General features: G+C 61.1%; 24 protein-coding genes. 15 read left to right on the top strand and 9 right to left on the bottom strand.

Annotated elements, in window-relative coordinates; all coding sequences use genetic code 11:
• Positions 1-107 precede the first annotated feature (107 nt).
• From surE to HYG82_RS21190, 9 genes are all read left to right on the top strand, one after another.
• On the top strand, positions 108-947 hold the full coding sequence (gene surE, locus HYG82_RS21230) for a 5'/3'-nucleotidase SurE (RefSeq protein ID WP_179259152.1): 840 nt from the start codon (positions 108-110) through the stop codon (positions 945-947).
• A gap of 59 nt (positions 948-1,006) precedes the next feature.
• Positions 1,007-1,765, top strand: a complete 759-nt coding sequence (locus HYG82_RS21225; protein ID WP_179259151.1) for a DUF2103 domain-containing protein — start codon at positions 1,007-1,009, stop codon at positions 1,763-1,765.
• 139 nt (positions 1,766-1,904) lie between these two features.
• Positions 1,905-2,114, top strand: a complete 210-nt coding sequence (locus tag HYG82_RS21220; protein WP_179259150.1) for a hypothetical protein — start codon at positions 1,905-1,907, stop codon at positions 2,112-2,114.
• Between the two features lie 86 nt (positions 2,115-2,200).
• Complete coding sequence (locus tag HYG82_RS21215) at positions 2,201-2,464, top strand: eL43 family ribosomal protein (protein WP_179259149.1); 264 nt, start codon at positions 2,201-2,203, stop codon at positions 2,462-2,464.
• A gap of 21 nt (positions 2,465-2,485) precedes the next feature.
• A complete protein-coding gene (locus tag HYG82_RS21210; protein ID WP_179259148.1) occupies positions 2,486-2,620 on the top strand; it encodes a DNA-directed RNA polymerase subunit P in 135 nt (44 codons plus the stop codon).
• Between the two features lie 5 nt (positions 2,621-2,625).
• Positions 2,626-2,898 (top strand): KEOPS complex subunit Pcc1, encoded by a 273-nt coding sequence (locus HYG82_RS21205; RefSeq protein ID WP_179259147.1) that lies wholly within the window; start codon positions 2,626-2,628, stop codon positions 2,896-2,898.
• 92 nt (positions 2,899-2,990) lie between these two features.
• Positions 2,991-3,539 (top strand): DUF2243 domain-containing protein, encoded by a 549-nt coding sequence (locus HYG82_RS21200; protein ID WP_179259146.1) that lies wholly within the window; start codon positions 2,991-2,993, stop codon positions 3,537-3,539.
• 105 nt (positions 3,540-3,644) lie between these two features.
• The gene (locus HYG82_RS21195; RefSeq protein WP_179259145.1) at positions 3,645-4,049 is read left to right on the top strand and encodes a prefoldin subunit beta; all 405 of its coding nucleotides are present in this window, start codon (positions 3,645-3,647) and stop codon (positions 4,047-4,049) included.
• On the top strand, positions 4,050-4,295 hold the full coding sequence (locus HYG82_RS21190) for a DUF3194 domain-containing protein (protein WP_179259144.1): 246 nt from the start codon (positions 4,050-4,052) through the stop codon (positions 4,293-4,295).
• Positions 4,296-4,446: 151 nt separating this feature from the next.
• Here HYG82_RS21190 and HYG82_RS21185 read toward each other — a convergent pair whose 3' ends face one another.
• The 5 genes from HYG82_RS21185 to HYG82_RS21165 form a co-directional block, all read right to left on the bottom strand.
• A complete protein-coding gene (locus HYG82_RS21185) occupies positions 4,447-4,890 on the bottom strand; it encodes a hypothetical protein (protein ID WP_179259143.1) in 444 nt (147 codons plus the stop codon).
• A 455-nt stretch (positions 4,891-5,345) separates the two neighbouring features.
• Positions 5,346-7,658 (bottom strand): LUD domain-containing protein, encoded by a 2,313-nt coding sequence (locus HYG82_RS21180; protein ID WP_179259142.1) that lies wholly within the window; start codon positions 7,656-7,658, stop codon positions 5,346-5,348.
• A gap of 1 nt (position 7,659) precedes the next feature.
• Positions 7,660-8,166 (bottom strand): LUD domain-containing protein, encoded by a 507-nt coding sequence (locus tag HYG82_RS21175; protein ID WP_179259141.1) that lies wholly within the window; start codon positions 8,164-8,166, stop codon positions 7,660-7,662.
• A 277-nt stretch (positions 8,167-8,443) separates the two neighbouring features.
• Positions 8,444-10,156 (bottom strand): carboxypeptidase regulatory-like domain-containing protein, encoded by a 1,713-nt coding sequence (locus tag HYG82_RS21170; RefSeq protein WP_179259140.1) that lies wholly within the window; start codon positions 10,154-10,156, stop codon positions 8,444-8,446.
• Positions 10,157-10,517: 361 nt separating this feature from the next.
• Positions 10,518-11,072, bottom strand: a complete 555-nt coding sequence (locus tag HYG82_RS21165; RefSeq protein ID WP_179259139.1) for a GMP synthase subunit A — start codon at positions 11,070-11,072, stop codon at positions 10,518-10,520.
• 451 nt (positions 11,073-11,523) lie between these two features.
• Between HYG82_RS21165 and HYG82_RS21155 the strand changes: the two genes are divergently transcribed.
• Positions 11,524-11,661: a hypothetical protein gene (locus HYG82_RS21155; RefSeq protein ID WP_179259138.1), complete on the top strand. Its 138-nt coding sequence runs from the start codon at positions 11,524-11,526 to the stop codon at positions 11,659-11,661.
• 570 nt (positions 11,662-12,231) lie between these two features.
• On the top strand, positions 12,232-12,555 hold the full coding sequence (locus HYG82_RS44215) for a HalOD1 output domain-containing protein (RefSeq protein ID WP_179259137.1): 324 nt from the start codon (positions 12,232-12,234) through the stop codon (positions 12,553-12,555).
• A gap of 156 nt (positions 12,556-12,711) precedes the next feature.
• Here the strand turns inward: HYG82_RS44215 and HYG82_RS21145 are convergent, their stop codons facing one another.
• Positions 12,712-13,911, bottom strand: a complete 1,200-nt coding sequence (locus tag HYG82_RS21145; RefSeq protein ID WP_179259136.1) for an FAD-dependent monooxygenase — start codon at positions 13,909-13,911, stop codon at positions 12,712-12,714.
• An 86-nt stretch (positions 13,912-13,997) separates the two neighbouring features.
• Between HYG82_RS21145 and HYG82_RS21140 the strand changes: the two genes are divergently transcribed.
• The 3 genes from HYG82_RS21140 (at position 13,998) to HYG82_RS21130 (ending at position 17,504) form a co-directional block, all read left to right on the top strand.
• Entirely contained in the window at positions 13,998-14,654 is a 657-nt protein-coding gene (locus tag HYG82_RS21140; RefSeq protein WP_179259135.1) for a helix-turn-helix domain-containing protein, read from the top strand.
• Positions 14,655-14,804: 150 nt separating this feature from the next.
• On the top strand, positions 14,805-15,785 hold the full coding sequence (locus HYG82_RS21135) for a hypothetical protein (protein ID WP_235217776.1): 981 nt from the start codon (positions 14,805-14,807) through the stop codon (positions 15,783-15,785).
• Between the two features lie 390 nt (positions 15,786-16,175).
• Entirely contained in the window at positions 16,176-17,504 is a 1,329-nt protein-coding gene (locus HYG82_RS21130; RefSeq protein ID WP_179259134.1) for a permease, read from the top strand.
• Positions 17,505-17,836: 332 nt separating this feature from the next.
• Here HYG82_RS21130 and HYG82_RS21125 read toward each other — a convergent pair whose 3' ends face one another.
• The 3 genes from HYG82_RS21125 to HYG82_RS21115 all read right to left on the bottom strand — a co-directional run bounded on the left by HYG82_RS21125 (position 17,837) and on the right by HYG82_RS21115 (position 21,392).
• Complete coding sequence (locus tag HYG82_RS21125) at positions 17,837-18,058, bottom strand: hypothetical protein (RefSeq protein WP_179259068.1); 222 nt, start codon at positions 18,056-18,058, stop codon at positions 17,837-17,839.
• 461 nt (positions 18,059-18,519) lie between these two features.
• Positions 18,520-20,589, bottom strand: a complete 2,070-nt coding sequence (locus tag HYG82_RS21120; protein WP_179259133.1) for a response regulator — start codon at positions 20,587-20,589, stop codon at positions 18,520-18,522.
• Positions 20,590-20,606: 17 nt separating this feature from the next.
• Complete coding sequence (locus HYG82_RS21115; protein WP_179259132.1) at positions 20,607-21,392, bottom strand: response regulator; 786 nt, start codon at positions 21,390-21,392, stop codon at positions 20,607-20,609.
• Between the two features lie 317 nt (positions 21,393-21,709).
• Here HYG82_RS21115 and HYG82_RS21110 point away from each other — a divergent pair, with 317 nt between their 5' ends.
• Positions 21,710-23,323 (top strand): long-chain-fatty-acid--CoA ligase, encoded by a 1,614-nt coding sequence (locus HYG82_RS21110; protein WP_179259131.1) that lies wholly within the window; start codon positions 21,710-21,712, stop codon positions 23,321-23,323.
• The last annotated feature ends 133 nt before the right edge of the window (positions 23,324-23,456 follow it).

The following is a 23,456-nucleotide window of genomic DNA, read 5'->3' as shown; positions in this document are numbered from 1 at the left end:
ACCTGCGGAGCGAAACGTATAGATACGATCGACATGTCGTCGTCGCGAATACTGAGTCGCCAAACCGAACTGATAGGTAGTTCGACCGCTAGTCGAGGGTTACGGCAATGGAACTGGACTCAGAGCCACACGTTCTCCTGACGAACGACGACGGGATCGATGCGCCCGGAATCCGCGCGTTGGCCGACGCGCTTTCGACCGTCGGTACGGTCACCGTCGTCGCGCCGGACCGAAACCGCAGCGCAGTCGGTCGATCGCTGTCCTACGGTCGAACGCGGTCGTCGACCGGCGACGAGCTCTCGATCGACCTCTCCGACAGCGCGTTCACCGTGCCGGTTCCCCATACCGACCACGAACTCGGCTACGCCGTCGACGGCACCCCCTGTGACTGCACCATCGTCGGTATCAACGCTCTCGAGTCGACGCCCGATATCGTCGTTTCGGGGTGTAATTCGGGGGCGAACCTCGGTGCCTACGTCTTCTCCCGATCGGGTACCGTCAGCGCAGCGATGGAAGCGGCCTTTCTCGAAACCCCGGCGATAGCGATGTCGATGGATACGCTCGGCTACGACAAAGAGCTCGAGCCAGCAGACTTCGAGCGGGCGGGCGAGATCGCCGCCGCACTCGTGGGCGGTGCACCCGGAACGGGTCTGTTCGACCGGCTCGACTATCTGAACGTCAACGTTCCTCGACCGGACCGTGAGCCGAACGGCTTCGCGGTCACGCGCCCGACCAGAGTGTACGAGATGGATGCGACTCACGAGGACGGCGGATTCCAGTTGACAAACCGGCTCTGGCAGCAGATGGCCAACCGTGACATTCCCGATCCCGAGGACACTGACCGCCACGCGCTACTCGAAGATCAGGTGTCGATCTCCCCGCTTCGAGTGCCGTTCGAAGTCGAGAACACGTCCCCGGTTCGAAACGTTCTCGAAGATCTCCTGTGACGCTCGGAAGCCGGCCGCAAAACACGTCTGTTTTACACGCCCACGTTCAATCCTCCGCTATGGAGTGTCGCCACTGCGCATCGCCACTCGAGAAACCCGGTGACTTCTGTCTGGTCTGCCGGGAAGCCAATACGGAGGCAGTCGTCCTCGAGGCGGCACGTGACAGGGCGACCATCACGATGCTTGCGAGCGAAGACGACGATCCGGGTGATACGACGGCGTCGAACGACGACGAGTCGGTACTCGGCGAAACGACCGTCACGACGACTCCGGAAGACGGCGAAAACGAACCCGTCGAACTTCGCAACTTCGCGGGATTAATCGGCGACGAAATCCGACGCAAGCGCCCCGAAGAAGTGTACGCCGGGGGGACGCGAGCGGTGATCCGCGCCGTCCGCGAGGACATCCATCACTCCTTTTACCGCGTCGACGACGACGATCCCGTTCGAGCGGTTCTGGATCGCCGCGGAAACCGCGCACTCGACGTCGTCGAGACGCCGCCGGCCGAAAAAATCGGCGGCAGCCATACGACGCTCATCGGTGGTCGAACCGGGATGCGGGCCATTCAAACAGTGGCGGGCCACCCACACGTCAAGAAGGTGATTCCGGGCCCGATCGACGCCGGCGGCAAGGGATCTCAGTCCGGTCTGCGGGCGAAAGTAACCCGCGCCGACGACGGTGGGAACGTCCGTATGCTCATCAGGGACGGCTCGAGCGTCCAGGAAAACCGAATCGTCACGACCGCTCGCGATCGGGAGATGGGCGAACGAATTCGTGCCGATCTCAACGACGTCCTGACGGATGCGGAGTTCCAGTAAGGCAGCACTGTGAGCCACCGATGTCGGTTCGACGCGACGAAGATTGCGTCAGCGATTAGTGTCCGAGATCGATGGAGGTGACAGGTGCTGCTGGTTGTCACAGCGTTAATAAGGACGGCGTAATTAGATATAATTAGATATGCTCGAGCGGCCGGACGCCGTCCTGACCCTGATACCACTGCTTGCGGTTAGCGGCCTTGCGACGCGAATGCTGATCATGATGACGGGTATCGGCACGACGCTGCTTTCCGCACCGCTTGCACCGGTCGGCTACGGTGCTGCGCTCGCGCTCGTTTTTCTGGAACTGCTCACCTGGCCGATCGCCGAACGCCTCGGCGACCAGTCGTAATCGGCTTTCGGAGTCAGTCAGTCGCCTCTTGGACACCAGCGTGACTCAACAGGTTTAAGCATCCGCTGGCGATAGACAGCACTACTATGGCCAAGAAAGGACAGGTTGGTAGCGCTGGCCGTTTCGGTGCCCGCTACGGCCGTGTCGCACGACGTCGCGTCAGCGAAATCGAAGACGACATGGAACACGCCGAAGTCGACGGTGACGACGTCACCCGCGTCGGCACCGGCATCTGGAAAAACGAGGAGACGGGAGAGGTCTTCACCGGCGGCGCGTACCGTCCAGAGACCCCCGCCGGCCGCACCGTTCAGCGTTCCATCCGCGCTGCACTCGCAGAGGACGACGAATAATATTACCGTTTCAATTCCAGTATGAGTTACAAATGCTCTCGCTGTAAACGCGACGTTCACCTAGACGAGTACGGCGGCGTCCGCTGTCCCTACTGCGGCCACCGCGTGCTCCTGAAAGAACGAAGCCGCGACGTCAAAGAAGTCGGCGTACAGTAACGATCGTGGCGTCTCACGACGCAACCCTGGAGTTCGACTTCGATAGCGAGTCGCGCGCCCAACTCGTCACCGAGAGCGTTGCCCGCGAAACCGGTGAGATCGACGACGACCGATCGCGAACCTCCCTCGACCGAGATGGGAGGCAACTCGTCATCGAAATCGACGCAGACGACATCGTTGCCCTGCGGGCAGCTCTGAACACCTGGTTTTCGCTGGTCGACGTTGCCGAACGAATCGCCGATACGGGGACGTCTGCTTTTGAGGACGAAGCGCGGTAACGCGAACAGACGTGTGACAACTGTCGGCGAGACCGTCGACAGCCTGTACCGGCAGGCAACGCTGTCTTCGGCGTTGCGCTCGAACCACTCGTATGGCAGACCGGACGGCGACGTGGCTCGGGTTACGACGGGACGCAAAACCACTCGTGCTGGCAGGTCTCGCTCTCGGACTGGGAATCGGCGGCTTCTTCGATGGGATCGTCTTTCACCAGCTCCTACAGATCCATCACATGCTCTCGTCCTATCCGGACTCGAGCGTCGCGACTGATCTCGAACTCAACGTGATGGCGGACGGGATTTTTCACCTCGCAACGTACACGTTCACCATCATCGGCATCGTACTGCTCTCCCGAGCATGGCGGTTTCATCCGGTGCCAAAATCCGGACGAACCCTGCTCGGAGCGGTGATCATGGGCTGGGGTGTTTTCAACGTCGTCGAAGGCGTCGTCGCCCACCAACTGCTTGGGCTTCACCACGTCTGGCCCGCCGGACCCGGGCCGATCATCCTGTGGGATCTCATATTTCTGTTCTGGGGTGTGCTGTTCTTGATCGGGGGCTACATCCTGATCCGAACCGACAGCGCCGCGACCCAGACGGCACGCGACGATGCGGTCGCAACGGACGGTGACGGAGTTACGTAACGACAGCATACGGGGACAACTGTCAGTTAGTGACTCAGGTCGAGACAGGACGCCATCCAGAAGATAAAGCTGGTCTTTATCAGTCCGGAGGGCGACGGTCGAGACATGCAAGGAAACCTGCCGCCGGAAGCACAGGAGAAAATCGAGCAGCTTCAGGACCTTCAGGAGACCGCACAGGAAGTTGCCGTCCAGAAACAGGAAGCCGAATCGAGCCTCACCGAGGCCGAAAGCGCTCTCGAGGAACTCGATTCCATCGACGAGGAAACCACGATGTACCGCAACGTCGGCGAACTCCTCGTCGAGACGGAGTACGACCAGGCAGAGGAGGACCTCGAAGACAAGGTCGACACCCTCGAAATCCGCCTCGAGACCCTCGAGAAGCAAGAAGAGCGCGTCCAGGATCAGTTCGAGAGCCTGCAGGACGAACTCGAGGAACTCCTCGGCGGTGCCGGCGGAATGGGCGGCCCGGGCCCAGCAGGCCCCGGCGGTCCGGGCGCTGGCGGCGCGTAAATGGCGACCGACGAGCCGTCTGACGAAACCGTCGTTCGGACGGCCGCTGAGGCCGCGGAGGGCGTGATCTTCTCGCGGTACAAACAGTCCGACGTGACCGACTTCGACGTTACCGTCGTGTTCGAAGACGGCGTCCTCGAGGTCGACGTCTATCTCAACGCGCCTGAGGACGACGACGATCCAGAGCAAGTCGCCGACGACGCTGCGCTCGCGGCTCGGCGAGCAGTCGACGACCTGTTCGAATAAAGGACGCAGCTTCAGGTCTCATCCCCGCTTCCGTTGTTCGCGACAGAGTAGCGAGTCGCTGGCGCTGGCTCGTGTTTCCGTGGCCTTCGCCCGGCAAGCGTCAGGTCCGAAAGGGACAGTCACCGATCATCTATAAGAGCAACGCTTGAAATCACCGGTGTAATCGGCCACTGCCGACGTACACGAGTCCGAGGCTGCCAATCAGAACCGAGATTGACTGTACGATATTCGGGAGTGCCACGATCTCCTCGCCACCGTATCCTGCCAGAAGCAGTATTCCTGCAGCGGTAGACGAAAGCGGATGTGCGGCCAGTTGGTGAGCAAAGACGCGGACCGACCAGTAGATCATCTTCAGATTCACTGCGAGGGCGGTCCCGAGCGGACGGTTCCCGTCCGGATTCTCGGCTGGCTCAAATCCGTCGAGGTCGTCCATACCGATCGTTACGAGGTCACCAGTGTTGATTCGCCGTCCGTCGGCGTCCCCGACTCGGAGCAACGTAACGGCACGTTGGCTCGTTCCGACGACTCGATAGATTCCGTCTTGACAGTCGGCGTCGGTCGGCCGCAGGTGATCGCGAATGGCGGGTGACGTCATTTTTTGCGCGATACTCACGTACCGATGCGAACGACGTAACGATACCGGCTTCAACCTGGCTGCCACGATCGATTCACCCGCGGATACGACGTGCTGCCGGTACTGAACTCGTCCGACGCAGGGCGAGGAACTGGGACGGTGCCTGACCCCAGCGGCAATCCGGTTTCGCTCTCTTGCCCGGCTGTCGCCGCTATCGTAGCGTTGAAACGATGTCCACACCGTTCACACTGCTGTGTCAGGTGAGGATTCGCTGCCCACGAATTCGCGAACGGGACGTGTATTGACCGTCACTGACTTCTAGAGCTACCGGCATCCGGAGGCTCCTTCGGTGGAAGATAGAAGTAGACGACGTTGCCAGGAGGGTCCTGGGTCTCGAACGCGAGTTCTCCGCCGAAGGATTCTCAATCAGGGAAAACGCCGGCGCTCACTACCGGCAACGAGTAGCGTCGGCGACGTCAGGTATCTGTCGGCGCGAGTAGCTCGACTGGGTGCGAAACGTCACGCTCGAGCAAGGTCTCGAGCTGATCGCCGCAGGAGGTCCCGGAAGCGACGACCGTTGGTGCGTCTTCGACCTGGCTCGCGAGTCGCTCGCCGACGTCGATGCTCAGTTCGTAGTACTCCCGCTTGTAGCCGAACGAGCCGGCCATGCCACAGCACTCCGCCGCCGACGTTTCGGTCGCGTACCCACACCGCTCGAGGACGGCGACCGTCGGGGCCTCGAGGTCGAGCGTGCGCTGCTGGCAGTGGGAGTGGTAGGCGACCTGCTCCTCGCCGTCGCCGGTCGACAGGATGTCCGGATCGGCACCGTTCTCGAGGAGCCCGTAGACGTACTCGCAGATCTCGTAGCTGTTCGTCCGGAGGCGCTCGAACGACTCCTCGGGCAGCAGCCGCTCGTATTCGCGGTGAATGGCGGCCAGATCGGAGGGTTCGATGACGACCACATCCCGCCCAGCATCGATCTCCTCGACCAGCGCCGCATGGAGGCGGCTGGCCTGACGATCTGCGGTCGAGATCATCCCCTGGGAGAGCGCCGCGCGGCCGCTTTCGGGCAGATCGGGGACACGGACTGGAACGCCAAGCGCTTCCAGCGTTCGAACGGCTGCCCGTCCGCGATTGGTATCGACGTAGTTCGTGTACACATCGGGATAGAGTACGACCTCGCGGTCGATTGCGGCTTCGCTCCTGATTGCGGCTCGCTTCGCGCGTCGCCTCGAGGCGTCCGAACCGCCCCGGCTCCGGAACCAGTCGACGAGCGACGTTCGCCGGAACGACGGGAGGTCGCGCCGTCGATCGATCCCCAGCATCCGCTCGAGCAACGCGCGGACTGGCTCTGCGTTCGCGAGCCAGTTGGAAACGGGAGCCGTCGCACTGGCGGCTTTCGCGACCGTTCCGATGTTGCCGAAAAAGCGCTTCCCGCGATCGATACCGCCTGGCTCGAGATCGGGCGTGAGGCCGTCGACGAGGAAGTCGGAGGCCGCATAGTCGCCGCTCGCGTTGATCCGATCCCTGACGACGGTGTTGATCCACGGGATGTCTATCTTCACGGGACAGGCGTCGACGCAGCGCGAACAGCCGGTACAGAGATCGTTGAACTCGGCGGCCGACTCCTGGCCGTGGACGCCGGCTTCCCAGCCTGTGGCGATGCCGCCAGAGTACGTCTCTCCGCCGAAGCCGTGACCGCCGACGGCGTGGAAGTTCGCACAGGAGTTCGAGCAGGCACCACACCGAATGCAGTACAGCGTTTCCCGGAGCTGATCGTCCTCGCGCATGTCCAATCGGCCGTTGTCGAGCAACACCAGGTGAAAGTCGCGCCCGCCCTCGCGGCCGTCGTCACCCGCCGGCTCGTCCGTCGATCCTCCACCGTCCGTGATCGACGCTGCTGGCGCGTCGAAATCCAGCGTCGGTGAGTCGGTCGGCGGCGAGAGCATCGTTACGTACTGCGAGATCGGCTGGCCCGTCGCACTCTTGGCGATGAGATCGACGAACGGCTCGAGGTCCGCAAGCGTCGGAATCAGTTTTTCGACGCCCGCGATCGCAACGTGGGTGTCGGGCGTGACCGCGCATTTTCTGGCGTTTCCCTCGTTCGTCACGAGCGTTATCGTCCCGCTGTCGGCGACGACGAAGTTTGCGCCGGTGATACCGACGTCGGCCTCGCGGATGCGTTCGCCGAGGTGACCGCGAGCGAACCGGGTCAACTCCTCCGCCGTTTCGAACGGCTCGTCGGGATCGAACTGATCGTTGAACAACTCGGCGATTTCCGCCCGCGAGAGGTGCATCGCCGGGCCGACGATGTGCGAGGGCGTGTCGTCAGCCACTTGCAGCACCCACTCGCCGAGATCGGTTTCGGTGACGTCGATGTTGTTCGCCTCGAGTGCGTCGTTAAGATCGATCTCCTCGGTCGTCATCGATTTCGATTTGACGACCGACGGGGTCTCGTCGTCCCCGGCGACCCCGTATTCGCTGATCTGAGTATCGACGACGTCGGACACGTACGCGTTCGCGTCCGCCGCGTCGTCGGCCACGTAGACGGTGCCGCCGTTTGCCTCGACCGCTTCTCGAACGGTGTCGATCAAGTCCGGAAGCCGATCGATGGCGCCTTCCTTGATGGAGCGCGCCTCTGTTCGGAGCGATTCGAGGTCGTCGGTCTCGCCGTACGTCCGGTATCTGCGGGCGTTCGATACGCTCGCCTGCGCGTGAACGGCCTCACCCTCGGTCTCGAGCAGGTGACGGATTCGGTCGGCTTCCTCCGACCGCGAGCGCTGTGCCATCCTATCGGTCCTCCAGGACGATCACGTGGACGTCGCCGGGACCGTGTACGCCGTGAACGAGCTCACCCATGTCGGCGGTCGCGCTCCGTCCCGTTGCGAAGACGACGCTAGTTCGACCCTCGTCGAAGCCGTCGGCGAGGCGCTCAAAGCCGGCACTCAGATCAGGTACCACGTCTCTCTCTGCGACGACGGCGACGTGACGATCAGGATAGAGAGCGATCGGTTCTGTACCGTCGGCGGTCGATTCGATGGCAACCGTGCCGTACTCTGCGATCGCGAATCTAACTGGAGTAATGCCGGTTCTGGCCGCTTCGAGTTCGGCAGGGGTCGGCTCCGTCCTGACCGAATCCGGGAGCGATACCCCCTCGAACGGAAGTGGGGTACCGACGACCGGCCCCTGAGCGATCGTTTCGATCCTCCCGCTCGCGTCAGCGGCCGGGACGCGCTCGAGGCCCACCTCGAGTCCCTCGAGTGCTCGTTCGAACCGTCCGACTGTGTCGACCGTCATCATCTATCACGTCCGTTCGGATGGTCATGAGACTGACGGTCAGTCTGAGCGATCTCCGTCGGTGGACGAAGCATCCCGTCAGCCGGGAGCGGGCCAGTTCAAAAAATCGGCCCAATCCACGCCCGTCGGCCTGGTCCGTCAAGCTGTCCCGTCCGATGCGTGTCGAAATTTGTCCCGTCAGCGCGGATCGCTGCCCGCCACGAGGAGAAACAGACGAGTCGAGGGACCCGGCGGCCGGGATCGTCCGGGGAAGGGGGTGAGACTATCCGCGAGCCGACTATCGAGCTCCTGTGATAACGATTTGAGCGATTTCGATTCCGAAGTCGATAACTGCGTTCCAGATGGCGGAAACGATATCGGAGCCGTCGTTCGGACCCGGTCCTGGCCCCGGACACTCGCCAGGAGTCGACCCATCGTCGTTCGCTTCGGTGAGCGTCACGTCGACAGTCGTAGTCGCGTTGGCTTCGACCGTTGCCTCCTCGCTGGCGTCCCGGTAACCCTCGGCCGAGACGGTAACCGTGTACTCACCCGACTCGAGTTCGAGGCCGTAGCTACCGTCGGCTGCAGTAGTCGTCTGTTGCTCACCGACGGAAACGGTCGCGTTGGCGATCGGTTCGCCGTTGGCGGCAGTAATGACACCGTCGATGAAGCCGATGGCCGGCTCCGACTCGTTGCCGTCGAGAGCTGCCAGTTTCTCGGCGGCGGTCGTAAGATTGGGCTCGAGGTCAGTTTCGACGAGGTCGGCGGCATCTCGCAGCGATTGAGCCGCCTGCGTGGCGAGGCCGCCCTGTTGCTCGAGGCGGTCGGCGACGGCCCGTGCGTCGGCCGGCGATTGAACCTCGTTCGGATCGACATCTGCGACGCCACCTTCGTTGATCACCGTCACCACCCGATCGAAGATAGCGGCTTCTCGGTCGTCTGCGGCGGTTCGAAGGCGGTTAGCTTCCGACTGACCCTCCGAAGAGGTTGTAGCTTCGACTTCGGCGACGGTCTCGACGCTCTCGACGTCGACGCCGAGAAGGTTTGCCTTCTGCTGGAGTTGCTCGTTGAACGACGTGATCGCATCGTTCGCGTTCGCGATCTCGTTCTCGTTAACACTCGTGACGACATCAGCGACTGTATCCGATTCGTTATCTTCAGTTCCATCATCTCCCGAACCGTCGTCCTTCGCCTGGAGGGAGACGTCGACGGTCGCTGTTGCGCCTGCTTCGACCGTCACGGCCTCGCTGGCGTCCTGATATCCCGCCGCTGAGACGGCGAGTGTGTACTCTCCCGGATCGATATCGAGGGAGTAGCCCCCATCGTCGGCGGTCGTCATCTGCTGGTCACCGACAACGACGGTCGCGTTCGTGACCGCACCACCGTTGCCATCGGTGACCGTGCCTTCGACCGTCCCGGTGGACGGTTCGGCCTCGAAGGCGCTCAGTTTCTCGGCGGCAGTCGTAAGATTAGGCTCGAGATCGGTTTCGACGAGGTCAGCGGCGTCTCGCAGCGACTGAGCTGCTTGCGTGGCGAGGCCGCCCTGTTGCTCGAGGCGGTCGGAGACGGCCCGTGCGTCGGCCGGCGATTGTACCTCGTTCGGATCGACGTCCGCGACGCCGCCTTCGTTGATCACCGTCACCACCCGATCGAAGATGGCGGCTTCTCGGTCGCCGGCAGCGGTACGGAGGCGGTCGGCCTCCGCCTGTGCTTCGGCGGCTGTCTCAGCAGAGACCGTCGCGACCTGGTCGACGTTCTCGACGTCGACGCTAAGGAGACTAGCCTTCTGTTGTAATTGCTCGTTGAACGATGCGATCGAATCGTTCGCGTTCGCGATTTCGTTGTCGTTGATGCTTGTGATGACCTGGCTCAGATCGTCGTTCTGTGTAACAGCGCGTTCAGCGCTTGGTCCTGCATCGGTACTTGCCCCGACAACCCCGAGAGGGACAGCGACGACTGAAAGCAATACCAGTGCAGCTAGTGTTGTTGCCCGTATGTTTCTGTTTGTCATGGCTCTCACGCCGACTGAGAGATCAACAACGACCCGATAGTAATTTTCCCCGGAAATAACTGTTGTTTTTATAAACCAGAAGGGGGCACAGACTACTTCAACGGAGACTCGGAATACGTGGGCCTGTGGGATTGCCGTAGAACAATGTATGAAACTCAAGCGGCGGTGTATCGCCTCCCTGCTCGCGCCTTCGACGCTCGCTGAGGATAGCGCGGGACCGAAGGCCCCGCTGACCATGCAAACGGCGGAGCCGTGAGCAGAAGGGGCCTTAGCGCCTCAATTCAGGTAAAACAGGGACGCAGGTACACCCGAGTGTGCGGCAGTGCCTCCGTCGGCGATTTTATTGTCGGCTGTGAGACAGCTACTGCGTTTCGCAGATCGCCAGGAAGTTCTCGAATATCTCCTCTCCCTGTTCGGTGTGGGCAACTTCGGGGTGCCACTGGACGCCGTAAAGATCCCGGTCGGAGTCGCTCATCGCTTCGACGTCGCAAACGTCGCTTTTCGCGGTCAGTTCGAAGCCGTCCGGGAGTTCCTTCACCTCGTCTGCATGGCTCGCCCAGACACGCGTTTCAGGATACAGCGAACCGGTTAACGGGTCGTCGTCGTCGACGATATCGACCGTTACGTCCGCGTAGCCGCCGTACTCGCCCCCGCCGACGCGGCCGCCGAGTTCCTCGGCGATCAGTTGCATCCCCAGACAGATTCCCAGAACCGGGACATTCTCCTCGAGGTATTCCGCAGAACGCCCGGTGCGGTCCATGTCCGGGCCGCCGGAGAGGACAACCCCGTCAGCAGCTACTTTCTCAGGGTTCGTGTCGTTATCGATCAACTCGGTGTCGACGCCGAGGTCGCGAAGCGCCCGGCGTTCTAGATGGGTGAACTGCCCGTGATTGTCCACTACGACGATCTTCGTCATTGCGTGGTCGTAGCGGGTCACCCGGTAAAAGCAGTCCGAAACCAGATCTCGATCGTGCACATAAAGACTGAACTGTTCGAGGGAAGCCCCTATCAGTACGCCCTAGAATCCGGATATAAGACCAGTGATGGATCGTCCGACTATTGACGCAGACGATCTGATGTGGGGATGGACCTGTCCACTTTGCAACGCACACGTTTCGGTGTCGAGAGATCCAGCCTCCGGAACGTTCAGGTGGGAGTGCGACGCCGACGCGTGTGAGGCCATCGGCTTCGGGTTCGCCTCGCGGCGCAGGGCCAGACTGGCCCTCAGAGAGTACTCCGAACGGTACGATAATCTCTATCGCTAGTCCGGGGTTTCCGTCACCCTCGAAAACCGGTTCGACTCCACGGCAGGTCCGGCGAGTGGGCGTTCCGGTACGTTTATGCATTCGTCACGGGATTGCTGGCACATGGCAGTCAATCTCGGCGAGTTCGAGCATCCGTCGTGGCTCACCGCGGCGGGGACGGGCATCGGGTACCTACTAATCCTCGCGGTGCTGACGCTGGCTCTGTTCGTCGTCCCCTGGATCGTCTTTCTGCTCCTCTAGCAGGAAGGCGTCCAACGACGAAATCGATACAGGGTGAGACGTATCGGTCGCAGATCCCTGCTCTCCATCGTTTGCTACACGGATCGAAAGTATTGCACCGTCGTTACAGAGAGAGCGAGCGCTTTTCCGGATGCGAGGATCGTTCCCTGGCAAAGTTCGTGACTACGAGTGGTGCCAACGACTGGGTTACGTCCGTCCGCGGTGATTCCCCACTTCGAGGACTGATTTCGCCACGACAGTGGGTCGAGCGCTATTGTAGTCGTTGAACGTCATTGTGCACCCCCCTGATGAATACGCAGCCAGCGAGTTCTCGCTGGCCGCAGCAGTGTGAGCGGTGGGTACATCGTTTCAACGACGGTATAGTTCATGACGAATCGATATACACGTCTCAGAATACGTCCCTTCTGCTCCGTCTTCCGGACTCGTAGACCCTCTAGTCGCGACCGACCCGACGATGTATCGACTCGCTCGAAAAAAGTATTTAATGCGTCTTCCAAAACAATGAGCGCTTGCTAACCCACGCCCAACCGTCTTTCCTGTGATGCTCGTCTCATCCACCAGGAGTAATGTATGATCGATACACGAATAAACAAATACATCTCGGAGAGATCTCGATCCGCAACTGAGTACCGGTTCGGAGATGAGATCCCGCCAAGTATTGCTGTGGTTCAGGCAATCTGTGATCTCGAAGATAGTAGCCCGATGAGTGCCCCGGCCGATGTCGGATTCGTCCTTCACGATCACATCGATCCGGGGGCCCTCGATACGATTCTCTCCCGCGGAAGCGGTCTCGGCGAGGTCGTCGTTTCGTTCGACGTCGCAAGCGAGAACAGGTATGCCATCGAAATCAGCGACGACGGGCGGCTTACTATCCGTGACGAGCGCGGTGACTAGCTCCAAATCGTCGCATCCAGTACTGATTCGAGTATCGCAGCGATGTACCGACGTCGACCGGTCGCAAACACGGGTTCGGATCCGGTCCTGGCCGGTCGACGACAGCGACTTTAGTCTGGTGTCGAACGTACACTCGCGTGTTCCGATCGTCGTGCGTTATCTCCTCGAGAACGGGTCACAGGTGGCGGCCTCGGGAAGCGAGGTACCGGACATCCGTCGGAGACGAAACCGGTGGAAAAGCGCGGCCGGAAGGTGCGCGACCGCGAAATTTCGCACTCGGCAACCGATGCTCGAACGCATCGTCCCGAGGGTCCCGAGTCTGCGTGCCTCGGCGCGGATTCGGTCGGCTCTCGTCTTTCGCTCCGCTTCGTACGCCTCGAACGCATCGGCCGGCGTCCCGTGGCGATCGATCGAATGCGCCAGCATAAGCGCGTCCTCGATCGCCTGTGCTGCACCCTGCCCGGCAAACGGCACCATGCCGTGTGCCGCATCACCGGCGAGCACGACGGAGCCCCGGGACCATCGGTCGAGCGAGGGAACGTCAGTTAGATCCGTCCGAAAAACATCCGCCGGTTCGAGTGACTCGAGCACGGACGGGACCGGATCCGGAAACTCGGCGAATCGGTCGCGAAGCACCGCCGTCAGTTCTCGGGAATCTATCGCGTCTGCCGCTCCTTTCTGAACCGTCGCGAACCAGTAAAACCGATCGGAGGCGATCGGTGCGCCGCCGGTGTACGTTCCGTCACCCCAGACCTCGAATCCGAGCCTGCGATGGCGGTCGAGTGACTCGATCTCGGCGATAGCCCGATAGACGACGCTATCAAGCGCTTGCAGTTCGACGTCCGGGGCGATCACGTTCCGGACCTCGGAGTCGATGCCGTCCGCTCCGATGAGAACGTCAGGACGAACGAGCGTCCCGTCGTCGAACAGGACGGCCGGCGATTCCGTCCCGGTAACGTCCGTACACGCCATTCCAGTTTCGACGTCGGTACTCAATTCGTCCAGGAGTATCCGCTGGAGGTCACCGCGATGAATCGCGACGTAGCCGTATCCGAAGTCGCGACGCTCGAGTCCGTCTAGATCGAATCGTTGGAGTACCCGTCCGTCCGGAGACCGAATCTGTACGTCCTCGAGGGGGACGCCTGCGGCCCGAACGCGGTCGACGATGCCGAGGCGGTCGAAAACGAGGAGGGCATTGGTCTGCAAGAGCAGTCCGGCACCGATCGGTCGGTACTCGGACGCCGCCTCGTAAACGGTCGGCGACAGTCCCCGTTGCTCGAGCGCGATCGCGGTGGTTAATCCACAGATTCCGCCGCCGACGATGGCGATATCGGACGTCGTCTGGCTGTCGTTCATACGCCATTCTTCGGCGGCGTCGACGAAGCGCCGGCTGCAAGTTATTCGCGGTTCTTTAAGTCCGACACCCGTGTCTGTCCTCGCGTATGCGCTATCTCACGGTGCTCGCCCACCCCGCTGAAAGCAGCGGGTTCCATCCGCTCGGTCGAGCTCTCTCGGACGAGCCGTCGATCGAACGAGAAGCGATTCACAACGTCGAACTCCTTCCCGACGGAACGGTACTGTTGCTCGCCGAGGGAAGCGGCGACAAGACTCGTTACGAGGAGATCATGCGGGATTCTCCCGCAGTCATCGACTATCTCGTCTCCGGGGGGACGCGGTGGATGGCGGTGAGTCAGTTCGAGCCAACGGATGTAACGCGCCGGATACTGGAACTCGAACGGGAGTCGGATATGATCCTCGAGATGCCGATCCGCATTACGTCCGACGGGTCGCTTCGAATAACGTATCTGGGAAGCGAGTCAGACTTGCGGGAGCTGTTCGAATACGCCGCTGACGCGGCCGCAGTAACGTTCGAGGTCGTCAAGACAGGTACGTACGAACCGGATGAGGGATCGTTTACGAGGGAACTGACGGCTCGACAGCGGGAGGTGCTCGAAGCGGCCGTCGAAGTCGGATACTACAATGCACCCCGGCAGGCGACGCACGAAGACGTGGCGACAACCGTTGGAATTGCACCCGCGACCGCCGGAGAACACCTCCGCAAGATCGAGGAGCGAGTGTTCGGTGCGCTGGTTCGGTGAGAGTGCGTTCTGGAACTCGTCGATCCGATCATCGACTCTCTTGGGCCACCGGGAGTACGCTCCGTGGTCGAACTTCTTTTCTCGACGTGGGAAATGACCAATGGTACTAGGTATGAATATCCTTATAAGCTGTTGGATTGATGAGATTTCATGGGAAGCGGGCGACAGCAATCGTCGGGCAGACAGGCCGAGCGGATCGATACAACGCACACTCTCGAGGAAAACGACGGTCGACCGAGCCGGCGTCGATTCCTGCGGGCGATCCCTGTAGCCGCAGCTGGTCTCGGTACGAGCGGTCTTGGCAGCGCCAGCGATACCAGCGACTTGGACCGAAAGGGTGAGTTCCTCCCCGGAATCACGAAATGGGGTGACCACGTCCGACTCGGAAACGGACGGGCGAGGTCGTTCACGACGGGGACCCGGTCTGGCGGACCGACCCACCACGGACTGTACATAGAGCGCGCTGTCCTCGACGGGCTCCCGTCGGCGGGCGACCTCGAGGCTGCCGGCGAGTCGCGGTATTCGGACAAGTACGGTCCGACCGGTCGGGCACTCCCGATCCATCACCGGTGGTCCCAGGAGTTTTTCCTTCCGCTTCCGGCATCGACCGCGACGCCGTTTACGTTCCTGGGGGTGAACTGGAACCCGGCCGGCCATCCACCCGTCTGGTCGGCGCCGCACCTCGATATTCACTTTCACATGCTTCCGGCTGCGACCGTCGACGCGATCACCGGTCCCACCGCGCCGTCGTACGAGTTGCCGGCCGAATACCTCCCCGGCGGGTTCGTACGCAGTCCAGTCGTCGACGAACGGGTCATCACCGACATGGGCGAACACCTGGTCGATCCGACCGTCCCCGAAATGAACGGCGGGACGTTCACGAACACGCTCATCTGGGGTGCGTCCGACCCCGACGGGGACGGCACGGCCGAACTGACGTTCGTCGAACCGATGCTCACCCGCGAGTACCTTCGAGCACACTCTGGGACCGAGAGTCGGCCGATCGCCCAACCAACGACGTACGCCCGAGCCGGGACCTACCCAACCAGGTACAGCGTTCGCGACGTGCCCGGTGCGGACGCGATCGCGATTACGATCGACAGCTTCGAGTCGTTCGAGGGCGACGCCTGAGCGCGGCGAGGCTGTCGTGAGCGACTCGAGTGACCCGATACTCTTCGACAACAGCGCAAAAGGGATACAGCGCAAACAGGGTAACGGCGCCAACAGGGTAACAGCGCAAACAGGGAACAGCGCAAACAGGTTCCACAACCGGCGACCGGAATAGCGGTTCGAGACGGTAGTAACGGGTATTACACTGTCCGCCGTCGAACGATTCCAGCGAACGTCATCTCACCGCGAGGTGACTGCGTCAATCGTGGTCGGTAGTAGCGCATCCGTCCCGGTTTCCTTTTGAATGGAATCGAAACCGTCGAAGCAGGTTTGCGCTCGTAAATCCAGCGGCGGGAACGACCGTGATACCGAAGGCAAAAATCCGTTAAAAATGGCCCACGAAGTATAACTGTGGACAGAAACGAATACGCGATCCTCTCGATCATCGCGCTCGCGACGGTCGGCATCGGCGTATTCACGACGACGAAGCCGTTGCGTGCGTTCTTCCTCGAAAGCACGCGACAGTTCGTGACGACCACAATCGCGATGGTGTGGATCACGTGGTGGGCGCTCGTGATCGGATTCGCTATCGCAGGCGGTGTCGAGGCCTGGACGTCGAACGAGGCGGTCTCGGACCTCCTCGAGGGACACGGACCCCGCGAAATCGGCTACGGGTCGCTGTTCGGGTTCGTCTCCTCGTCGTGTTCGTACAGCGCTATCGCAACCGCGAAGAACCTGTTCAAGAAGGGCGGATCCGCCGCAGCCACCCTCGGCGCGTTCATGTTCGCCTCGACGAATCTCGTCATCGAGATCGGCGCCGTCATCTGGATCCTGCTCGGCTGGCAGTTCCTCCTGGCGAACGTCGTCGGCGGATTCATACTCATCGGGATGATGGCGGTGGGCTTCGTGTATCTCGTCCCCGACGCCGTCGTCGAACAGGCCCGACGGAACGTCCTCGAGGAGGGCGAAGCGACCGTCCAGGACCCCGTTTGTGGAATGGAGCTCAACCCCGAGGAGGCCGATTATTCGACCGAGCACGACGGCCAGACATACTACTTCTGCTCGCAGTCCTGTGCGGAAAGCTTCGACCCAGAGAAGGCGAATACCACCGTCCGCGAGCAGGCGACGTCGCTCTCGGGGTGGAAGGCGCTGGCCGACAAACAGTGGAAGGAGTGGGGAATGCTCTGGGACGAGATCGCGATCGGCTTCGTCTTTGCTGGGCTCATCGCCGGGTTCATTCCGCGAGAGGTCTGGACGTCCGTCTTTTCCGAGCCGACGTTCGGACTGCCCGTGTACATCGTCTGGACTGCAGCGCTCGGCGCGATAATCGGCGTCGCCACGTTCGTCTGTTCGGTCGGCAACGTCCCGTTCGGTGCCGTCCTCTGGACGAACGGGCTCCCGTTCGGATCGGTGCTCTCGTACATCTACGCCGACCTCATCGTCCCGCCGATCATGGACGCCTACCGCGAATACTACGGTTCGACGTTCGCTGCCATCCTCTCGGGGATGATCTTTATTTCGGCGGTTCTCACGGGGGTCATCATCCACTTCCTGTTCCTCGGACTCGGATTCATCCCGGACCCCTCGACGGCGCAGATCGCGGAGGTCAAAATCGAGATGAACTACAAGATGGCGCTCAACGTGGCAGCAACCGCGTTCTTCCTGTTCCTCTACTGGCTCCACCGCTCGAATACCCCCGACGAAGGCGGTCACGGCGAACACGCCCACGCTGCGGACTAACGCGTTCCCGTCTATCGACTCCCGTTCGGACGCATCTCGAGCCGAAGCAAAGCGGTCGTCGTCAACGAAAAGATCCGTGCGGCAGCGGGTACGTATGGTACGGACAGCGTCGGTCAAAGGAAGTCGGATTTTTGTCGCGATACCGTCAATGTCCCGTAACGACGGAGCCCCGCTCGATAGATGGACGGCCGCTCTCGAGACCGGTCTCCGCTCGTGCCAGCGGTCGAAACCGTGGCCTCCGCCGTGTCTCAGACGTTCTGGAGGGAGCACCGGTTAGGGCCGCGATACGGATGGCTCCACGTCAGGGGCCGACCACGGGGTCGCCGCTCGCGTCAGTCATCGGCCTCGGCCGCCACCGATCTCTCGTCGCCGTCAGTGGGTAGGTCTCGGTACACCTCGAGCGTCATCTCGAGGTTCGCGATTGCCGGCTGGAGAGACAGCGGTTCGAGCAGGTAATCGTCGAGCGTCTCGAGATCCGCGCGGATCTCCTCGAGGCGGACCCGCATACGGTCGTCGTCGCGCGATTGAACCGAATCGTCGTCGCGTGAGTTCATACGCGACCGTCCCCCGGGCGAACGTCGCTCTGGGGCGCGTCGTTCGACGGTGGAGTCGCCCTCTCGAGGGGCGGAGTGTCGCGAAAACGACCGCCAGTGTCGGTCGCCGAATGGACGGAGGCGGCGGACGTTCGTTCAGCCGGTGCTACCGAAACAATTTCGTAACTACGTGTTCGAATATACATTGTCCTTCAGCTGCGGAGGACGTAGGTCGGGTCTCCTACACCCGGCCAACCGTTTCGCACGTTGGCGGTTCTACGCCCTAATTTGAATCTCCCCAGTCAGTTACTTATACGTTATTGAATGTGTGTAACGAAGCGGTGATCGGATGTGACGGGTGACAGTGATGGTGGCGATCGAGTGTGACGCGTCGATCGGATGCCGTACGCTTCCCTGCGACGATCGGCTCGGACGAGTACTTGGATTCAGCGCCTCCGAGGGACAGAACGGAACCGGTGCCCTCACTCCCCGCTCCGTTGCTCGTCCGCTCGCTGTGACCACGGGTTGTCCGTGCCGAATCGGATCTCGAACCTGGCACCACCCGCCTCGCTGTCGGTCGCCTCGACAGTCCAGCCGTGAGCGCTGGCGATGCTCTCGACGATCGAGAGGCCAAAGCCCGTCCCCCCTTCGGTCGTGGAAAACCCCTTCTCGAAGAGTAGCTCGCGCTCGACGTCCGGGAGGCCGGGGCCGTCGTCAGCCACGTAGAATCCCGCCTCCGCTTCGAGGAGACCGACTGTGATGGTGACACCCTCGACACCTGCCCCCTCCTCCGATTCACGCTGTGTCTTGGCAGGCTCTGACGCTGAACCGTCCGTTCGACCGCGCTTCGAACCGTGTTCGATGGCGTTCGAGAAGAGGTTCTCGAACAGTTGGTGCAGTCTGGCCTCGTCGGCCGTGATCCGATACGCGTCGAAATCGACGATCAATGTTGCATCGTCGCTCTGAACCCCCTCCCAGGCGGACTCTGCCACTGCATCGAGTGCGATTGGCACGGTCTCTTCGACCTGCTGGCCCTGTCGTGCGAGCGTGAGGAGGTCATCGATGAGGTCGTCCATTCGATCGAGCGCCTCCTCGGCACGCTCGAAGTCCGCCTCGTCTCCGCTGTCGCGAGCCATATCGAGCGAGGTACTGGCCACGGTCAGCGGATTCGTCAGGTCGTGACTGACGACGGCGGCGAATTCCTCTAAGCGTTCGTTCTGGCGCTCGAGTTCCCGCTCGTACTCGTTCCGTTCACGGTTGCGAAACGCCCGGTAGACGATATCGGAGACGTCACTGACGAATTCGATCTCGTCTTCCGTCCACTCCCGCGGGCCACCGACGTGTTCGTGACAGATCGCGCCGATCATCTTTCCCTCCGACCGGACAGGGCTGTCCAACAACGCGCCGATGTCGTGGACCTCGAGGTAGTCGTCCGTCAACTCCGCCGTGCGCGGGTCTTCACGGGCGGTATCGGCAGCGATCGATCGCTGGGATTCGAGCGCCGAGAAATACGTTGGATAATCCGTCGCAGTTACCTGCTTGTCACTCGAGTGCTCGTCACGGCTCTTTTCGTAGTGATCCACGCAGTTGAGAGTCCCCTCGTCGTCGTCCGCTTCGAAGAGCCAGATGTTGACCCGAGGGACGTCGAGTACGTGCGCCGAGGTTTCGGTGATCCGTCGGGCAGCCGTTTCGAGGTCTCCGGTCGTGACTGCCTCGTCGGTAGCCAGTTCGACGAGCGTCTGTTGTTGGCGCTCACGGCGCTGTCGGCTCCGCTGTTCCTCGGTGATGTCGGTCCCGAAACCGATGAGCCGAACGACTGCTCCCTCGTCGTCGAAAATCGGCTCTCCACGGATTCGGAGCCACCGCTGGTACTGTTCGTCGGGATTGACACGGAACGTAAGATCGACCGGTTCACCAGCCGAAACCGTCTCCATGGCGTCCCGTACCTGCTCACGGTCGTCGGGGTGAACAGCACTTACCATATCCGTCGGATCGGTCCGAAGGGCGGTAATCGAACGACCGGAGATGTCCTCGTACGTGGAATTTACGTACAGCAACTCGCTCCAGTCGTGCGAGCAGATAAAAAGAATCTGATCCGTGTTTTCGGCGAGTTCGAGTAACCACTGCTGGGCGCGTTGGCTCTGGTACTGGGCGACCGCGTTCTGGACCCGATTGGCGAGCACTTCGTACAGTTCGGTATTCGATCCCTTCTGGAGGTAATCGGTGACACCTCGAGAGATTGCCTCGCTGGCGATCTCCTCGCTGCCTTTGCTCGTAAAGAGGATGAACGGGAGATCACCGTACTCGGCACGGACGTGATCGAGAAATTCCAGCCCGTCCATCCCGGGCATCTGGTAATCGCTCACCACACAGTCAATCGACTCCGATTGCAGGTGATCGAGCGCTTCTGGACCGCTCGTGGACGTAATCGTCGTGAACTGATCAGATTCTCGCTCTAACAGCTTCGAGATCAGCGCGACGAAGCCTGGATCGTCGTCGACACAAAGGATACAAACTGAGCGTGTGCGGTCGGATTCCAGTTCGGTGCTCATCTACTCGAGAAACGTCGTTAGTCAGTATCGCCGTTTTGGCCGACAGCCTTTCGGATCCGATCGGCCAGTTCGTCGAACTGAGCGGTGTCCGTGCTCTTCGTGACGTAGTCGGAGACACCGTTCGTAATGGCCTGACTGGCGACCTCTTCGCTCCCCTTGGCAGTGAAGAGGATGAACGGAATCGTCCCGTCACTCTCGCGGACTGTCTTGAGGAAGTCCAATCCGCTGATGCCCGGCATCTTGTAGTCGCTTACGATACAATCGAACGACTCCTCCTCGAGGTGATTTACCGCTTCACTCGTGCTGGTCGCAGTTGTTATCTCCATCTCGTCGTACTCGCGCTCGACGTATGCCGCAACGGTTTCGGGGAGACCCGGTTCGTCGTCGGTAAGCAACACTCGAATCGTCTCCAGATCGTCTTTTCGGCCGCGCGTTTCGGAGAGTCTCTCGATCGCTATATCACGACGGACCGCCAGGTCGAGCCACTCATCGACATCGTCACTGGTGGCCGTGAACTCGACGATTTGGTCGTCCGGATCGTATGAGATGAGCCCCTGTCCTGCGAGTTTAGGCAGGTGAACATGATACAACGAGATAAAGACGTGCTCACGGCCGCTCTCCGTAAAGTTTCCCTCGCCGATACCGACGAGTACGTCGACGAGTTCGTCGACCGTCGCGGCTCCATGTTGGCGAAGGTGGAACAGCACCGCTCGTCGTTTTTCGTCGGAAAGGACGTCGAATAGATCGTCACTCGAGATTTCATCTCTCCTGCGGTCCTCGTTCCTCCCGTGATTCTCGTTCATATATGCTGCATAGCGTCCTCTCCTTGAATAAGATTTATCCACCATTGAGCGGATATTCCATCAAATCATAACTATTCATAGACACAATGCTCACATTCGTCCGTTTTTGTTAGCAACTGGATTTATTACTCGCATTCGCTGTGTTCAGCATCGCTTGAACCGACTATTCACCGTCCGAATCGGTGACGATTTCGCCTGGCGGTTTCAACGGTTTTGGTAGCCGATATGAACCGCCGCTGGACAGTCGGTTGGATTGAACCGCGAAAATGGGATTGATCCGGAACAAATAATATATAGAGACGGCAACGCTTGCGTACATGGAAGTCCCGCTTCTCGTGACTGATTTCCTCGACCGGGCCCGCACGTACTACGGCGACGAAGAGGCGATCGTAGCCACGACGGGAGACCGATTCACGTACGACGAATTCGGCGATCGAGTCGATCGACTGTCCGCGGTCCTCCAATCGCGTGGGATCGAGAAGGGAGACCGCGTGGCGGTACTCGATCCGAACACCCACTATCACCTCGAGTCGGCCTACGGGATCATGCAACTCGGGGCGATTCACACGCCGCTCAACTACCGATTGATGCCCGAAGACTACGAGTACATGCTCAACGACGCCGGCGTAAAAGCGGTCGTGGCCGACTACGAATTCGCCGAGCAGATAGAGGCGATCCGAGACGAGGTTCCGGTGGAGACGTTCATCACGAACGATGCGTCCGCGGTCGATGGAGACTGGGAGGACTTCGAGACGCTCATCGACGGCGCGGAACCGACCTACGAGCGCCCGGAGATGAGCGAAGACGAGGTCATCACGATCAATTACACCTCCGGGACGACCGGCGATCCCAAAGGCGTAATGCGGACTCACAGAACCGAATCGCTACATGCCCAACTCGTGACGATTCACCACGAGATCCGGGACGACGACGTCTACCTATGGACGCTCCCGATGTTCCACGTCAACGGCTGGGGCCACATCTACGCTATTACGGGAATGGGAGCGAAACACGTCTGTACGCGAGGCGTCGATGCCGAGGAGATATTCCGTCAGATTACCGTCGAGGACGTCTCGTTCCTCTGTTGTGCCCCGACGGTCCTGAGCCTGCTCGACGAGTACCGACAGGAAAACGACGTTGCGACCGAGGGAGACGCGCCGATGCGCGTTACCGCGGCGGGGTCAGCGCCGCCCGAGAGCGTCATCGAAACGGTCGAAGAGGAGTTCGGCTGGCACTTCCGTCAGCTCTACGGGGCGACCGAGACGGGACCGTTGATCGGCACCTCCGCGACCCGGCGGCTGATCGACGAGGACAGCGATACTCGCTTCGGACTGAAGAAACGGCAGGGGATCGCTCCCCTCGCTACCGAAGTCGAAGTCGTCGACGACGACGGAACCGAAGTCCCGTGGGATGACGAAACGGTCGGGGAAATACTCGTTCGGGGCAATCAGGTCATGGAGGGCTACTGGGAGAAGCCCGACGAAACCGAGAAGGCGTTCACCGAAAAGCGCGACGGCTGGTTCCACACCGGCGACCTGGCCGTCGTCAACGAAGACGGTATGATCGCGATTCAGGACCGCGAGAAAGACATCATCATCTCCGGCGGTGAAAACATCTCGAGCATCGAACTCGAGGATACCCTGTTCGACCATCCGGACGTGTCGGACGTAGCGGTAATCCCATCGCCGAGCGAGAAGTGGGGTGAGACGCCAAAAGCGTTCGTGGTGCCGACGAACGATGACCCGCAGAACCCGCCAGTTTCCGAGGACGAACTGACCGACTTTACGCGCGAACGGCTCGCGGGCTACAAGGTCGTCCACCGCGTCGAATTCGTCAAAACCCTCCCGAAGACGACGACGGGGAAAGTTCAGAAGTACGAACTCCGCGAAACGGAATGGGAGGACGAAGACGGGATGGTCGGGCAGGGATAACCGCGTCCGCGAGTCCGGTTTTTGCGGCTTCACCGCCCTCGACTGGCGGTGCTTTCTGCTCGCACGTGTGCAAGGAATGGGTGCTCGGAAATTGCAGTACTGCGCGACCGGTAAACTGCAGTCCGTGACGGGG

Source organism: Natrinema halophilum, from assembly GCF_013402815.2.
In the GTDB taxonomy this organism is placed as follows: domain Archaea; phylum Halobacteriota; class Halobacteria; order Halobacteriales; family Natrialbaceae; genus Natrinema; species Natrinema halophilum.
Note: the sequence above shows the minus strand (reverse complement) of the source record. Positions and strands in the feature narration are given on the sequence as shown.

What these genes read in the sequence shown, in the direction of transcription:
- surE (WP_179259152.1), top strand. Translation starts at nt 108, where the DNA reads ATGGAACTGGACTCAGAGCCACACGTTCTCCTGACGAACGACGACGGG.
- HYG82_RS21225 (WP_179259151.1), top strand. Translation starts at nt 1,007, where the DNA reads ATGGAGTGTCGCCACTGCGCATCGCCACTCGAGAAACCCGGTGACTTC.
- HYG82_RS21220 (WP_179259150.1), top strand. Translation starts at nt 1,905, where the DNA reads ATGCTCGAGCGGCCGGACGCCGTCCTGACCCTGATACCACTGCTTGCG.
- HYG82_RS21215 (WP_179259149.1), top strand. Translation starts at nt 2,201, where the DNA reads ATGGCCAAGAAAGGACAGGTTGGTAGCGCTGGCCGTTTCGGTGCCCGC.
- HYG82_RS21210 (WP_179259148.1), top strand. Translation starts at nt 2,486, where the DNA reads ATGAGTTACAAATGCTCTCGCTGTAAACGCGACGTTCACCTAGACGAG.
- HYG82_RS21200 (WP_179259146.1), top strand. Translation starts at nt 2,991, where the DNA reads ATGGCAGACCGGACGGCGACGTGGCTCGGGTTACGACGGGACGCAAAA.
- HYG82_RS21195 (WP_179259145.1), top strand. Translation starts at nt 3,645, where the DNA reads ATGCAAGGAAACCTGCCGCCGGAAGCACAGGAGAAAATCGAGCAGCTT.
- HYG82_RS21190 (WP_179259144.1), top strand. Translation starts at nt 4,050, where the DNA reads ATGGCGACCGACGAGCCGTCTGACGAAACCGTCGTTCGGACGGCCGCT.
- HYG82_RS21185 (WP_179259143.1), bottom strand. Translation starts at nt 4,890, where the DNA reads ATGACGTCACCCGCCATTCGCGATCACCTGCGGCCGACCGACGCCGAC.
- HYG82_RS21180 (WP_179259142.1), bottom strand. Translation starts at nt 7,658, where the DNA reads ATGGCACAGCGCTCGCGGTCGGAGGAAGCCGACCGAATCCGTCACCTG.
- HYG82_RS21175 (WP_179259141.1), bottom strand. Translation starts at nt 8,166, where the DNA reads ATGACGGTCGACACAGTCGGACGGTTCGAACGAGCACTCGAGGGACTC.
- HYG82_RS21170 (WP_179259140.1), bottom strand. Translation starts at nt 10,156, where the DNA reads ATGACAAACAGAAACATACGGGCAACAACACTAGCTGCACTGGTATTG.
- HYG82_RS21165 (WP_179259139.1), bottom strand. Translation starts at nt 11,072, where the DNA reads ATGACGAAGATCGTCGTAGTGGACAATCACGGGCAGTTCACCCATCTA.
- HYG82_RS21155 (WP_179259138.1), top strand. Translation starts at nt 11,524, where the DNA reads ATGGCAGTCAATCTCGGCGAGTTCGAGCATCCGTCGTGGCTCACCGCG.
- HYG82_RS44215 (WP_179259137.1), top strand. Translation starts at nt 12,232, where the DNA reads ATGATCGATACACGAATAAACAAATACATCTCGGAGAGATCTCGATCC.
- HYG82_RS21145 (WP_179259136.1), bottom strand. Translation starts at nt 13,911, where the DNA reads ATGAACGACAGCCAGACGACGTCCGATATCGCCATCGTCGGCGGCGGA.
- HYG82_RS21140 (WP_179259135.1), top strand. Translation starts at nt 13,998, where the DNA reads ATGCGCTATCTCACGGTGCTCGCCCACCCCGCTGAAAGCAGCGGGTTC.
- HYG82_RS21135 (WP_235217776.1), top strand. Translation starts at nt 14,805, where the DNA reads ATGGGAAGCGGGCGACAGCAATCGTCGGGCAGACAGGCCGAGCGGATC.
- HYG82_RS21125 (WP_179259068.1), bottom strand. Translation starts at nt 18,058, where the DNA reads ATGAACTCACGCGACGACGATTCGGTTCAATCGCGCGACGACGACCGT.
- HYG82_RS21120 (WP_179259133.1), bottom strand. Translation starts at nt 20,589, where the DNA reads ATGAGCACCGAACTGGAATCCGACCGCACACGCTCAGTTTGTATCCTT.
- HYG82_RS21115 (WP_179259132.1), bottom strand. Translation starts at nt 21,392, where the DNA reads ATGAACGAGAATCACGGGAGGAACGAGGACCGCAGGAGAGATGAAATC.
- HYG82_RS21110 (WP_179259131.1), top strand. Translation starts at nt 21,710, where the DNA reads ATGGAAGTCCCGCTTCTCGTGACTGATTTCCTCGACCGGGCCCGCACG.